This is a genomic window from Paraburkholderia phytofirmans OLGA172, assembly GCF_001634365.1.
Classification (GTDB): domain Bacteria; phylum Pseudomonadota; class Gammaproteobacteria; order Burkholderiales; family Burkholderiaceae; genus Paraburkholderia.
Window position 1 is genome coordinate 130,559 of the sequence record NZ_CP014578.1, and the last position, 13,413, is coordinate 143,971.

10 protein-coding genes are annotated in these 13,413 nt (G+C 63.1%); 1 reads left to right on the forward strand and 9 read right to left on the reverse strand.

Annotation, left to right across the window (positions count from 1 at the left end):
* Positions 1 to 136: 136 nt before the first annotated feature.
* Positions 137 to 2,038 carry a DUF3857 domain-containing transglutaminase family protein gene (locus AYM40_RS00560; protein ID WP_082854896.1) on the reverse strand — a complete coding sequence of 634 codons (1,902 nt, stop codon included), beginning with the start codon at positions 2,036 to 2,038 and terminating at the stop codon, positions 137 to 139.
* Positions 2,039 to 2,375: 337 nt separating this feature from the next.
* Here AYM40_RS00560 and AYM40_RS00565 point away from each other — a divergent pair, with 337 nt between their 5' ends.
* Positions 2,376 to 3,116, forward strand: coding sequence for a PepSY-associated TM helix domain-containing protein (locus AYM40_RS00565; RefSeq protein ID WP_063494503.1), 741 nt, complete (start codon positions 2,376 to 2,378; stop codon positions 3,114 to 3,116).
* 8 nt (positions 3,117 to 3,124) lie between these two features.
* Here AYM40_RS00565 and AYM40_RS00570 read toward each other — a convergent pair whose 3' ends face one another.
* The 8 genes from AYM40_RS00570 to AYM40_RS00605 all read right to left on the reverse strand — a co-directional run bounded on the left by AYM40_RS00570 (position 3,125) and on the right by AYM40_RS00605 (position 13,341).
* On the reverse strand, positions 3,125 to 4,147 hold the full coding sequence (locus tag AYM40_RS00570; RefSeq protein ID WP_063494504.1) for an XdhC family protein: 1,023 nt from the start codon (positions 4,145 to 4,147) through the stop codon (positions 3,125 to 3,127).
* On the reverse strand, positions 4,120 to 4,716 hold the full coding sequence (locus AYM40_RS00575) for a CoxG family protein (protein ID WP_063494505.1): 597 nt from the start codon (positions 4,714 to 4,716) through the stop codon (positions 4,120 to 4,122). Before AYM40_RS00575 ends, AYM40_RS00570 begins: the two co-directional genes overlap by 28 nt.
* Positions 4,707 to 5,960, reverse strand: coding sequence for a vWA domain-containing protein (locus tag AYM40_RS00580; protein WP_063497781.1), 1,254 nt, complete (start codon positions 5,958 to 5,960; stop codon positions 4,707 to 4,709). The genes AYM40_RS00575 and AYM40_RS00580 overlap by 10 nt, the downstream gene beginning before the upstream one ends.
* A gap of 83 nt (positions 5,961 to 6,043) precedes the next feature.
* Positions 6,044 to 6,931 (reverse strand): AAA family ATPase, encoded by an 888-nt coding sequence (locus AYM40_RS00585; protein WP_063494506.1) that lies wholly within the window; start codon positions 6,929 to 6,931, stop codon positions 6,044 to 6,046.
* Positions 6,932 to 7,074: 143 nt separating this feature from the next.
* Positions 7,075 to 7,872, reverse strand: a complete 798-nt coding sequence (locus AYM40_RS00590; RefSeq protein WP_063494507.1) for an FAD binding domain-containing protein — start codon at positions 7,870 to 7,872, stop codon at positions 7,075 to 7,077.
* Positions 7,873 to 7,894: 22 nt separating this feature from the next.
* Positions 7,895 to 10,276 (reverse strand): xanthine dehydrogenase family protein molybdopterin-binding subunit, encoded by a 2,382-nt coding sequence (locus AYM40_RS00595; protein WP_063494508.1) that lies wholly within the window; start codon positions 10,274 to 10,276, stop codon positions 7,895 to 7,897.
* A 10-nt stretch (positions 10,277 to 10,286) separates the two neighbouring features.
* Positions 10,287 to 10,799 (reverse strand): (2Fe-2S)-binding protein, encoded by a 513-nt coding sequence (locus tag AYM40_RS00600; protein WP_063494509.1) that lies wholly within the window; start codon positions 10,797 to 10,799, stop codon positions 10,287 to 10,289.
* Positions 10,800 to 11,949: 1,150 nt separating this feature from the next.
* Positions 11,950 to 13,341 (reverse strand): amino acid permease, encoded by a 1,392-nt coding sequence (locus AYM40_RS00605; protein ID WP_063494510.1) that lies wholly within the window; start codon positions 13,339 to 13,341, stop codon positions 11,950 to 11,952.
* Between the last annotated feature and the right edge of the window lie 72 nt (positions 13,342 to 13,413).

The window sequence follows — 13,413 nt, forward strand, 5'->3', positions numbered from 1 at the left end:
GCGTTGGCGCTTCCGTGCGCTCGCCGGGTCTGTGGCGGCCGGTGATACTGCGCAGCGCATGGGCCGTTAGCTCCAAGGCGCCGTCACGGCACGTCGACGATGTCTCCAAGGCGCCGTCCGGCACGTCGACGATGTCTCACGGCGCCTGCGCGGCCACGCTCGACGATTCCACCAGCGTCGATTTGACGATCACTTCGGCGCGCACGTCGCGCCCGATTGCTTCGAGCGCGGGGCGCATCTGCACGAAGTCGTCGGGTGTGCAGACCTCGCTGCCGAAATGGGTGGCGCCGTCGCGCGTCATCGTCATCACATTGCTGAGCGGATCGAACGCGTACTGCGACTGAAAATCGACGAAGCGGTCCTGGGTTTGTTTCGCTTCCGGCATCTCGAGCACGTGGAAATTCGCGGGTAATTCAATGCGCGCGTGTTCATGCAAGGCCAGGTTGTGACAGACGAAGGGCTGCGTGCGCTGCCGTTCGCCGAGCCAATATCGGGTGTCCGCTTCGAAGCCGCCGGCCAGACTTGTCAGCGCCGGAATCGAGGCCGCTGCGCCCGGCACCACGAGACTTTCGAGCGTGCCTTTCATCGTGATCGTCAGCGGGCCGTCGGCCACGTCGAGGTCGTTGGTGGTCAGCGTGGCCGTGCCGCGCAGGTTGGCGCTGCGCAATTCCGCCTGGATCGAGTCCTCACGTTGCGCGGGCGTTTGTGTGCGCAACATCGCGCGCGCCTGTTCGGCCGTGGCGCCCGACGCTTCCAGCCGATAGGTGAAGCTTGCTGAGCCGTCCGGTTCGACCTTGATCGACAGGTCGCTGCTGCGCGTCGTCAACTCCGTGGCCGGCGTTTGTGCGACCACCCCCTGATTGACGAGGACGGTGGGCCGGTTCATATCGGACGACGGCAGAAAACCGAACTCGACATTCGAGGCCGTCGAGTCGGCGTATTGCTGCAAATCCGGCAGCCACGTAATGGCGTGATTGATGACGCCGTAACCCGGCACGCTCGGCAGCGTATAGATCGAGCCGCTGCTGATCAAGGCCGGCTCGTTGCGGATGCCGAGCGCGTCGAGCAGCGCGCCATATAACGCCACGTGATCCTTGCAGTCGCCGTAGCGGTTCGCGAGGATCGCGCTTGCGCTGTGCGGCACCACTGAGCCGCGGCCGACATAGATCGCCACGTAGCGGACGTTGCGGCGCACCCAGTCGTACAGCGTTTTGGCTTCGTCGCGTGGGGTGTGGTCACGCGCGGTGAGGTTGTGCGCGAGACGCGTGACGGCGGCGTCGCGCGCGCTCGGGTCGGCGCTGGACGCCCGGTAGCTGGCGGCGAAAGCGGCGTAGTCCGGAAAGGTCGAAACCATCAGCCGGTCGCCATACGATACGTACGCGATCGAGCCGCGCTCGAGCCGGCTGAAATGCGCCTTGTCGTAACGATATTCGTAGCGCGTGCGGCCGTCGCGCGTGACCGGTTGCAGCGCGGTGAAGCCGCGTGCATCGGCATAGAGCGGCTTGTCGGCGGGCAGGTCGTAGATGAGGTGAAAGTTGTGCGTCGGCGCGAGATCGGGCGGCGTGAAGTCGCTGAACTCGCCCGGAACGATCGGCTGCTTTTGCGTCTTGCGATAGGTGAGGTGCACGCGCGCGCCGGGTTCGACGGCGGGGAACACGATCACCTTTTCCTGGATGTCCTGGAACATCGGCGCGTCGAACGAGCGGGCTTCCTGCACGTCGCGGATCTGCTCGGGCTGCACGTCGTGACGAACGCCGTCGGCAGTGATCGTATACGCCTCGATGATCTGCACGTCCGCCATATTGCGGTTGAACCAGACGTACTGCTGCGCCACCCGCGCGACGCCTGCTTCGTTGTTCACGTGCAGCGTCATCGAATCGAGCTTCGAGAAGGAGCCGTCGGCGTTGACGGTGAAGGTCTGCGTTTCGCCTTCGTTGGTATAGGGGTCGTCCAGTTTGGCCGCGATACTCGCGCTCGCGGCGTGAGTGCACGCCAGCCAGCCGAGACAAGCAAGACAAACCAAAGAGGCGAGGCGCATGGCGGGCAGGTATCCGGAACGGCAACGTTGACGGGATCGCCAATTAGAGTCGGTTTGCGCCGCCTGGATGTCAAGCGGATACCACGCTTTGCGATTGAGCAAATGCCCCAATTATGTAATGATAGCCATTCTCAATTGAAAGGTATCGACAGCTTTTTGTCGCATTGCTCCTCTTCTGTGACTGCCAGCCAGCCTCTCAGCCGGATGGCCCGAACCGCAAGCCGGGTTTGTCCGGTTCTTCCTTTCGACTTTCCTTTACCGCTGGTGTGAGCGGGCGCCTCGTCGTTGCCCTTCGCCGGTCGGCGAGGGTTTAACTTGCTGCGCCTGGAGCCTGGATGTGAACGCGCCTGATTCGATCGATATGAAACCTGCTGCTAGTGGCGGCACGCAAGACACCGCTCATACGCCGGAGCGCGGTCGTCATCCGATGGACGACGCCGAGCAGGCGGCGCGGCGCCAGCGTTCGCGGCGGGCGAATTTCATCAAGTGGTTGCGCAAGGTGCATGGCTGGGTCGGTTTGTGGGGCGCGGTGTTGGGACTGATGTTCGGCGCGACCGGTTTTTTGCTGAACCATCGGGGCGGACCGTTGAAGGTGTCGTCTGGTGAGGCGCAGGTGGAGGAGCTGCAGATTCCTGTGCCGCAACGGCAGTTGAAGTCGCCGATGGAGATGGCGAAATGGCTCAAGGGCGAGTTGAAGATCGACGGCAAGCCGGGAAAGGTGAAGCGCGAGCCGGCGCACCCGGTGGCGTGGGGCGATCGCAGGACGATGCAGCCGGAGTTCTGGCAAGTCGGGATTGTTGGGCCTGCTCAGAATGTGCAGGCGGAGTATTGGGTTGGGAATGGGTTTGTTGCGGTGAAGCGCACGCAGAACTCGTTTCTTACGACGATGAATAACCTGCATCGCGGCGTGGGGTTGAGTGTTGGGTGGGTTTTGCTGATCGATACGATTGCTGGTGGGATGATTTTGCTTTCTTTGACTGGCGTCTTGCTGTGGACCGAACTGAATAAGCGGCGTGTCGTCGGTGTCGTGTTGGTTGGCGGCTCGGTGGTTGCCGCCGTGGTTTGTGGATTGATGTAAAAAAGCGACTAGACACTACAAGCAGTGCCCCCAGAAGCAGCAATCTCCCGCGCGGCCTTAGCGCCCTCAACCTGCAACAAAGTCGGCAACGAAACACCATTCTTAGCCGCAGTAACCTCAGCGAGAATAGAAACAGCAATTTCAGGCGGCGTCCGGCTGCCAATATAAATCCCAACCGGCCCATGCAACCGGGCCAACTCGACATCGTTCAGATCAAACTCCTTCAACCGCTCGCGCCGCGCCTGGTTATTCCTTCTCGACCCCAAAGCGCCGACATAAAACGCCGGCGTCTTCAACGCCTCCATCAAAGCGAGATCATCCAGCTTGGGATCGTGCGTTAAAGCAATTACCGCGCACCGCTCGTCGAGCTTCATCTCGATCACCGTATCGTCCGGCATCGTCCGCACGATCTTCGTGCCGGGAATGCTCCACTCCTCGGTGTACTCTTCGCGCGGATCGCACACGGTAACCTGATAGTCGAGCCCGACCGCGATGTTGCACAGATAGCGCGACAACTGCCCCGCACCGATTACCAGCATCCGGTAACGCGGGCCGTGAATCGTCAGCAGACGCTCGCCGTCGAAATGCACGCCGTCCGTCGCCTGCGCCGCATCGAGCCGCACCGCGCCCGTCACCATGTCGACTTCGCGCGCTACCAGACGACCGTCCTCGACCGCATGGCACAGCTCGGCAATACCGCTTTGCGGTGTCAAAGGCTCCAGCACCAGCTGGATCGTGCCGCCGCACGGCAGGCCGAAGCGATGCGCTTCCTCAGCCGTAATGCCGTACTTCACCGCTTCCGGGCGCGTCTGCTCAATGCCCCTTTGCCGCACACGGTCAATCAGGTCGTCTTCAATGCAGCCGCCCGATACCGAACCCACCACGAGTCCGTCGTCACGCACCGCGAGCATCGCGCCCTCGGGACGCGGCGACGAGCCCCACGTCTTCACCACCGTCACCAGCAGCGCGCGATGTCCCTCTCCTAGCCAGCGTGCGCTGGACTTCAGAACTTCGAGATCCACGCTTTCCATGATTTCTTCCTTTTGGTTCCGTCGCCGCCGGACTCAGTGTCCGCGGCCTCATCCGATTCTGTATTTTGCGCCGCCGCTTCAGTTGCTGCAGTGCCACCCTCATCCGGGGCCGGTGCGCCGTCAGCGTCGCCGCCGACCTGCGCGCCGAAGCGCTTGAAAAATTCGCCCGCGATTTTACGGGCCGCGCCGTCGACCAGCCGGGAACCGATCTGCGCGAGCTTGCCACCCACCTGCGCAGTCGCCGTGTACGTGAGCTTCGTCGCAGCGTCGCCTTCGGGCTCGAGCGTGACGTGCGCATTGCCCTTGCCGAAGCCTGCCACGCCACCCTGGCCTTCGAAAACGATGGTGTAGGTGTTCGGCGCCTCGATGTCGGTCAACTCCATACGCCCTTTGAAGCGTGCCTTCACCGGACCGACCGACGCGCTCATCACCACCGCGTATGCATTTTCGCCATCCGGGTCGATGCTCTCGCAGCCGGGAATGCATGCGCGCAGGATTTCCGTATCGTTCAGCGCATCCCAGGCGTGCTGCTGAGAAACCGGCAGCGTATGGGTTTCACTTAATTCCATGGCGTTGCTCCTGCGGTTGTCGTGGCGGATAGGGTGACGCGAGGCGCGCGCGTGAGTTGCGCGAGATCGCGGCCAAACGCCGCCAGACTGTCTAGATTGTGAACCGGGCGATGCGCGTCGACATACGGCAGGATCGCCTGCACGCCGCGCGCTTTCGGTGAAAAACCGCTGAAACGCAGCAGCGGATTGAGCCACACGATACGGTGCGCGAAGCGGCGCAGGCGAGCCATTTCGGTGTCGAGCACCTCGATCGCTTCGTGATCGAGGCCGTCCGTGACGAGCAGCACGGTGGCTCTGCCCGTCAGCACGCGGCGCGCCCAGCGTCGGTTGAATTCGGCGAGCGCCGCGCCGATCCGTGTGCCGCCCGACCAGTCGACCACCTGATCGGTGAGCGTCGCGATTGCGACGTCGGGATCGCGCTCGCGTAGCGCGCGCGTCGCGTTGGTCAGGCGTGTGCCGAAAAGGAACACCTGCAGGCGCTCACGCGATTGCAGAAGCGCATGGCAGAAGTACAGGACCGCGCGCGAATAGTTGCTCATCGAGCCGGAGATATCGAGCAGCAACACGAGCGGTGGCTTGCGTTCCGCCACCGCGCGATATTTCCATACCGTCCAGTCGCCGCCTGCGCGCACTGCGTGCCGGGCGCTCGCGCGCAAATCGGCGTGGGTGCCGTGCGAGGCCGCCTTCAGGCGGCGCGTCGGTTCAGTGGCGAGCGGCAGACGCTGGCCTCGGATCAGATGACGCAACGTGCGCCATTCGTCAGCGGAAAGCGTGTCGAAATCGCGATGACGCAGCCGCTCTTCAGCACTGAAGGTGACGTGCGCATGCAGTTCGTGTTGTTCGGTTTCCTGCGGCGCTTTGCGGTGCGGCGAAGGCGGCGTGCGCACGGCAAGCGCGTCGGCGAGACGGTTGTTGCGTTTGGGTGGTGGCAGACCATCGCGGACTTTCGGCAGCAGCAGCGCGCGCAGCTTGCCTTCCCAATCCGGGTCGCGCCAGAACAGATCGAAGGCGGCATTGAAGAGGTCGCGTTCGTCCGGCGCGCAGACCAATAGCGTGGCGAGCGCGGCGCGCACATCGTCGCGCCGGCCGAGGTCGATCCAGTGCAACGCGGCGAGTGCATCGACGGCTTGCGCCGGCGACATCGGCAAGCCCGCGCCGCGCAGCACGCGCACAAAGTGCACGACGTTGCGGGCCAGGGTGGGCGTATCGGCCTGCGCGGCTGACCTGTCGATTGCGGCATTCATCGGACGCGCGCCGGCCTCGCTTGCGGGCGCTCCGCCGCCAGCCGACGCATCGTGGTCACCGTCCGTTGCCAGCGTCATCGCCGTTACTCCCGCACCGCGAGACATTGTGCGATCTGCGCGGCATCGACGCGCGCCAGATCGTCCTGATACTTGAGCAGCACACCCAGGGTGTTCTGCACCGATTGCGGGTCGAGTTCCGTCACCGACAGCGCTTCCAACGCGCGGCACCAGTCGATCGTTTCGGCGATGCCGGGTGCCTTGAACAGATCCATACCGCGCAGCCGATGCACGAAATCGACGGCACGCCGTTGCAATTCCGCCGACGTTTGCGGCGCACGCGCGGCGACGATTTCCAGTTCACGATCGCGCTCGGGATAGCCGATCCATTGATACAGGCATCGGCGTTTCAATGCGTCGTGTACTTCGCGCGTCCGGTTCGACGTCATCACGACGAGCGGCGGCTGCTCCGCGCGCACCGTGCCGTATTCGGGAATCGATACCTGGAAGTCCGAAAGCAGTTCCAGCAGAAAGGCTTCGAACGGTTCGTCGGCGCGGTCGATTTCGTCGATCAGCAGCACGCGGCGCGCGTCCGGATGATTTTCGTCGGGCATCAGCGCTTGCAGCAGCGGACGCTTCAGCAGAAATTCGCTGCGATACAGCGTGTCGTTGCCCGGCCGTTCGCCGGCGGCTTCGGCCAGACGCAGCGCCATGATCTGGCGCGGATAGTCCCATTCGTAGAGCGCGCTGGCGGTGTCGAGTCCTTCGTAGCATTGCAGCCGCAGCATCGAGGTGCCGAGCATCCCCGCCGCGGCTTTGGCGAGTTCGGTCTTGCCGACACCCGGCTCGCCTTCGACGAACAACGGCCGCTCCATGCGCAGTGCGAGATACAACGCGGTCGCGAGTTCGCGGCTGGCGAAGTAGTCCTGGGCTGCGAGTTGCGCGAGGGTGTCGTCGATTGAAGCAGGCTGCATGGTGTTCCTGAATCTGCACGATGAAACGGGTTACGCGCGGGGCAGCGCGGCCGCGGCGCGGCGGCGACGGACTGCGCGGGCCGGGAACGCGGCTGACGTGCCATGCCGGGGCACGTCACGTCAGCCGCCAACCGCAGGGATCGCTAACCGTTCGCCTTCGTCACCGCTCGTGCGGTCAGCACCGGAATCAGATGCGCGCGATATTCAGCGCTCGCGTGCATGTCGGTGTTCAGGTCGGTGTCGGATACGGTCGCCGCTCGCGCAGCCTCGGGCGTGAAATTCGCCGATAGCGCGCTTTCCAGTTCCGGCGCGCGAAAAACCGAAGCCGCCGCGCCCGTCACCGCGACGCGCACGCCGCTCGCGAACTTCGCGACGAACACGCCGACCAGCGCAAAGTGCGAAGCCGGATTCTCGAATTTCACGTACGCCGCGCGTTCGGGCACCGGAAACTCGACGGCCACGATCAACTCGTCGGGCGCCAACGCGGTCTCATACATGCCGACGAAGAAATCGCTCGACGAAATCCGTCGCCGATCGGTGACGATGGTCGCGTCGAGCGCCATCGCCGCGGCCGGATAGCAGGCAGCTGGATCGTTGTTCGCGAGCGAGCCGCCGATGGTGCCGAGCGCGCGCACCTGGCGATCGCCGATGTGCCCGGCGAGGTCTGCAAGCGCCGGCAGCACACGCCGAAGTTGGGCGTGATCAGCGACGTCCGCGTGACAGACGGCGGCGCCGACTGTCACCTTGCCGGCATCGACGGCGATCGATTTAAGCGCCGGAATCCGCGTCACGTCGATCAGTTGCGAGGGCTGCGCGAGACGCAGGCGCATGGTCGGCAGCAGGCTTTGCCCGCCGGCAAGAAACTTCGCTTCGCTGTCGGCGGCGATGGCTGCGGCGGCCGCTTGCGGATCCGTCGCGCGTTGATACTCGAATGAATACATGTCGAATGCTCCGCTCAGGATCTCAGTGGGGTTGCTTGGCCGCGTGGATCGCGGACCACACGCGATGCGGCGTCGCCGGCATTTGCAGGTCGGTCACGCCGAGCGGCGCGAGCGCGTCGAGGATCGCGTTGATGACCGCCGGTGGCGAACCGATCGCACCCGCCTCGCCGCAGCCTTTCACGCCGAGCGGGTTGTGCGTGCACGGTGTGCCCTTCACGGTTTCGACGGTGAAGTTCGGCAGATCGGACGCATGCGGCATCGCGTAGTCCATGTAGGAGCCGGACAACAACTGGCCGCTCTCGTTGTCGTACACGCAGCGCTCCAGCATGGCCTGCCCGATGCCCTGAGCGAGCCCGCCGTGCACCTGGCCTTCGACGATCATTGGATTGATCACGTTGCCGAAATCGTCGACCGCGGTGAACTGCTGGATGCGGCACACGCCCGTCTCCGGATCGACCTCGATTTCGCAGACGTACGAGCCCGAGGGATACGTGAAGTTGCTCGGATCGTAGAACGCGGACTCATCGAGACCCGGTTCGAGCACGTCGAGCGGATAGTTGTGCGGCACGTAAGCGGCGAGCGAGATGTCGGCGAATGCTTTGGTGCGATCGGTGCCTACGACGCGGAACACGCCGTCCTTGAACTCGATGTCTTCCGCTGCGGCCTCGAGCAGATGCGCGGCGATTTTCTTCGCCTTGGTTTCGATCTTGTCGAGCGCCTTCATGATCGCCGAGCCGCCGACCGCGATCGAGCGCGAGCCGTACGTGCCCATGCCGAACGGAATGCGGCCAGTGTCGCCGTGAACGACCTCCACGCTTTCCAGCGCAATGCCAAGCCGGTCCGCGACGACCTGCGCGAAGGTCGTCTCATGCCCCTGGCCGTGGCTGTGGGAGCCGGTGAACACGGTGACCGAACCCGTCGGATGCACGCGAATCTGGCCGACTTCGAAGAGCCCGGCTCGTGCGCCCAATGCTCCGGCGATGTTCGACGGCGCCAAACCACAGGCTTCGATGTAGCAGGAGTAGCCGAGGCCGCGCAGCTTGCCGTTCTTTTCGGATTCCTGCCTGCGCGCGGCGAACCCTTTTACGTCGGAGAGTTCGAGCGCACGGTCAAGCGTGGCGTCGTAATCGCCGGTATCGTAGGTGAGGCCGACCGGCGTCGCGTACGGAAACGCGCGGATGAAATTGCGGCGGCGGATTTCGGCGGGATCGAGATTCATCTCACGTGCTGCGGTTTCGACCAGACGCTCGACCACGTACGTCGCTTCCGGACGGCCTGCGCCACGATAGGCATCGACCGGTACGGTGTTGGTGAAGACCGCTTTCACTTCGGCGTAGATGGCGGGCGTCGCGTATTGGCCGGCGAGCAGCGTCGCATACAGGATGGTCGGCACGCTCGACGCGAAGGTGGATAGATACGCGCCCATGTTGGCGATCGTATGAATGCGCATCGCGAGGAACTTGCCGTCGGCGTCCATGGCCAGTTCGGCTTTGGTCACGTGATCGCGGCCGTGCGCGTCGGACACGAAAGCTTCCGAGCGCTCCGCTGTCCATTTGATCGGGCGGCGAATCTTCTTTGAAGCCCACGTCAGCGCGACATCTTCGGCGTACAGGAAAATCTTCGACCCGAAGCCGCCGCCGACATCCGGCGCGATGACGCGCAGTTTCGATTCTGGCAGCGACAGCACGAACGCGGCCATCAACAGGCGTTCCACGTGTGGATTCTGGTTCGCGACGTAGAGCGTGTAGCTGTCGTCCTGCACCGAGTAGCTCGCGTTGACCGCGCGCGGTTCGATTGCATTCGGGATCAGGCGATTGTTGACGATGTCGAGCGTGGTGACGTGCGCGGCTTTGGCGAAGGCGGCGTCGGTCGCGGCTTTGTCGCCGTGGCCCCAGTTGTAGCAGACGTTGTCCGGCACCTCGTCGTGCACCGCGGCTTGGCCCGGATCGGCCGCGTGCGCGGTGTCGACCACGGCCGGCAGCACGTCGTAATCGACTTCGATCAGTTCGGCCGCGTCTTTCGCGGCCTTGATTGAGCCGGCGATGACGAGCGCGACCTGATCGCCGACGTGGCGCGCTTTCGTGTGCGCGATGATCGGATGGGGCGGCTCGTTCATCGGCTTGCCGTCGGTGCTGTGGATCAGCCAGCCGCACGGCAGTCCGCCGACGTTGTCCGCGGCCATGTCCGCGCCGGTGAAGATCGCGACGACGCCGGGCGATTTTTTCGCAGCGGTGGTGTCGATGCTTTTGATCCTTGCGTGCGCGTACGGCGAGCGCAGGAACACCGCGTAGGTTTGCTGCGGCAGGACGATGTCGTCGGTGTACTGACCGTTGCCGGTGAGGAAACGATAGTCTTCCTTACGTTCGACGGAAGCGCCGATGAGGTGGGTGTCGGGTGCGTTCATCGTCGGCTCCTCAGGCGGTGGCTGGCGCAGTGGCCACGGCGCTGGCCGTGCCGGCGGACTTCATGCCTTCGGCGCCTTCGAGCACTGCTTTGACGATGTTGTGATAGCCCGTACAGCGGCAGAGATTGCCGTCGAGCTGGGCGCGCACGTCGTCGCCGGTGAGATTGGGCTGGCGCTCGACGAGCGAGACCGCGCTCATCACCATGCCAGGCGTACAGAAACCGCACTGCAGGCCGTGGCAGTGTTTGAAGGCGGCTTGCATCGGGTGGAGGGCGCCGTCTTTGGCGAGTCCTTCGATGGTGGTGATGTCGGCGCCTTCGGCCTGGACTGCGAGGATGTTGCAGGATTTGATTGCGCGGCCGTTCAGGTGGACCGTGCATGCGCCGCACTGGGCGGTGTCGCAGCCGATGTGCGTTCCCGTGAGGCGAAGTTGATCGCGCAGGAACTGGACAAGCAGGGTGTTAGGGTCGATTGAGGCGCTGATGGGCGCGCCGTTCACCGTCAGACTGATGCTGATCGCCATGAAGTTGTCTCCTTATGGGGTGAAACCGGACCTTTGTTTTTCCTGCCTTCAGCTGCCTGTTCGTGGGGTCCGATGAGGGGGCTGCGGGTTTGTCGCTTTTGCGGTGCTTTTTTATGGGGCTGCCGAAAAGTAAAGCACAAATTGCGTGGGCGCGCTATTGGGTTGTCTGCCTGCTCGGCGGTTGTTTGGCTTGTTTGCCTGTGCGGCGGTTGGTTTTTTGTAGGCCTACGGCGTTGGGCTTGGGTTGATTTGTTTGCCTGCGTGGCGCTTTGTCTATTTGCCTGCGGCGTTGGCCTTTCCTTGAATTGATATTGGTTTATTAGCGTCGCCCCTGTGCGGGGCAGGCACTTACTTCTCTTTGCCGCCGCAAAGAGAAGTAAGCAAGAGAAAGCGGCTCAAACCGCCAATGCTAAGCGGGGGCCGTGGTTCGCACAGGGTAGTGGTGCATATGGAATCAGTGTTCTCGCACATTCAGCGTTAGTGACAAGGGCGTCATACTTCCAGCGGCGCTGCGCGCGCCCAAGAGTACTTCACAAAACCCCCCCCTACGTTTTGACGCTCATGCCTCGCCAACGGGGCGTGGCCCGTCATCGCTCCGCCATCACCACCCCGATTCCGATTGGAACGGCAAGGGCAACGGCAACGGCAACGGCAACGGCAACGACAACGACAGGGGCAACGGCAGGGGCAGGGGCAGGGGCAGGGGCAGGGGCAGGGGCAACGGCAGGGGCGGTGATTCAGCACACCGACATATCATTTGAAGTGGGGGTTCCCGGGTGAGTGCAGAGGCGCGTCGCCGAGGCGAAGCCGATGGTCCGTACGGACGTCAACCGAAGCCTGTGGTTTCCCATGCAGGCCCGTCCGCGACGCACTTAGTGCGGAGTGGGAGCTGATGACTCCTTTGTCACTAACGCTGAATGTGCGAGAACACTGATTCCAGATGTGCCACTACGCTGTGCGAACCACGGCCCCCGCTTAGCATTGGCGGTTTGAGCCGCTTTCTCTTGCTTACTTCTCTTTGCGGCGGCAAAGAGAAGTAAGTGCTGCCCCGCACAGGGGCGACGCTAATAAACCAATATCAATTCAAGGAAAGGCACCAAAGCCAGAAGAACAGACAAAAAGCGCCGAGCAGGCAAAAAAACCAAAACCTTTATTTCGCCAACCTGGAATGCCGCCGCGAATAGCCAAAATAAATAACCATCCCAATGAGCAACCAGACAACAAACGCCACCCAGGTGACAGCCTGAAGATTAATCATCAAAAACAGACAAGAGGCGACCGCCAACACCGGCACCACCGGCACACCAGGGCACCGAAACGCCCGCGGCAACTCAGGATGCGTCTTGCGCAAAACCAGAACCGCAATCGACACCATCGAAAACGCGGCCAACGTGCCGATATTGATCAGCTCAGCCAGCACATTCAACGGCACCAGCGCGCCAATCAGCCCGAAGAAAATCCCCACAAGCCACGTCGTAAAGAACGGCGTAGCAAACTTCGGATGCACACGAGAAAGCCGGGCAGGCAACAAACCATCCCGCGACATCGCGAAGATCACGCGCGTCTGGCCATAAGCCATCACCAGAATCACCGTCAGCATGCCCAGCACAGCGCCCAGGTCGATAAAACCCGCAACCCACTTCTGACCCGCTACCTGCAACGCATATGACACCGGATGCGAAATGTTCGCGAACTGCGCCGACGGCACGATACCGGTGACCACAGCCGCCACAGCAACGTACAGCACCGCGCATACGCCCAGCGATGCAATGATCCCAATCGGTAGATCGCGCTTCGGATTCTTCACTTCTTCCGCAGCGGAAGACACCGAATCGAAGCCGATGAACGCAAAGAACATCACCGCCGCCGCGCCAAACACGCCGTTCCAGCCGTTCGGCATGAACGGATGCCAGTTCGCCGGCGTCACGTGGAAGACGCCCACGCCGATCACCAGCAGCACCACGACCACCTTGATCGCCACCATGATGTTGTTGATCCGCGCGGATTCACGCACGCCAAGCGACAACAGCGCCGTGATCGCCATCATCACGAGGAAAGCGGGCAGGTTGAACCATGTCTCGTGACCCGGCAAGGCGCCCGGCGCCGCCGTCAGCGCAACCGGCAGGCTGACGCCGAAGCCCGACAGCAGCGATTGCAGATAGCCCGACCAGCCGACCGACACCGCTGACGTCGCCAGCCCATATTCGAGCATCAAGTCCCAGCCGATGATCCACGCGGCCAGTTCGCCAAGCGTCGCGTACGAATACGTGTAAATGGATCCGGCAACCGGAATCGTCGACGCGAACTCGGCATAGGCGAGCGCGGCGAACCCGCAGGCAATCGCCGCGATCAGGAACGACACCATCAGCGCCGGGCCCGCCTGGACGGCGCCCGTGCCGGTTAGCACGAAAATGCCGGTGCCGATAATGGCGCCGACGCCGAGGAAAGTCAGATCGAGCGCGCCGAGCGCTTTCTTCAAGCCGGCGTTCTGGGCGCTCGCAGCGATCATGTGCTCGACGCTCTTCTTGCGGAACAGGGACATTGGCGGTGGGTCTCCAGTGGTGCACGCATCTTGCGCGCCGAATGTCGGGGAAACCCGCGATTTTAACGGATG

Coding starts and splice junctions, on each gene's coding strand:
- AYM40_RS00605 (WP_063494510.1), bottom strand. CDS start 13,341: ATGTCCCTGTTCCGCAAGAAGAGCGTCGAGCACATGATCGCTGCGAGC.
- AYM40_RS00575 (WP_063494505.1), bottom strand. CDS start 4,716: ATGGAATTAAGTGAAACCCATACGCTGCCGGTTTCTCAGCAGCACGCC.
- AYM40_RS00595 (WP_063494508.1), bottom strand. CDS start 10,276: ATGAACGCACCCGACACCCACCTCATCGGCGCTTCCGTCGAACGTAAG.
- AYM40_RS00600 (WP_063494509.1), bottom strand. CDS start 10,799: ATGGCGATCAGCATCAGTCTGACGGTGAACGGCGCGCCCATCAGCGCC.
- AYM40_RS00590 (WP_063494507.1), bottom strand. CDS start 7,872: ATGTATTCATTCGAGTATCAACGCGCGACGGATCCGCAAGCGGCCGCC.
- AYM40_RS00560 (WP_082854896.1), bottom strand. CDS start 2,038: ATGCGCCTCGCCTCTTTGGTTTGTCTTGCTTGTCTCGGCTGGCTGGCG.
- AYM40_RS00570 (WP_063494504.1), bottom strand. CDS start 4,147: ATGGAAAGCGTGGATCTCGAAGTTCTGAAGTCCAGCGCACGCTGGCTA.
- AYM40_RS00585 (WP_063494506.1), bottom strand. CDS start 6,931: ATGCAGCCTGCTTCAATCGACGACACCCTCGCGCAACTCGCAGCCCAG.
- AYM40_RS00580 (WP_063497781.1), bottom strand. CDS start 5,960: ATGAATGCCGCAATCGACAGGTCAGCCGCGCAGGCCGATACGCCCACC.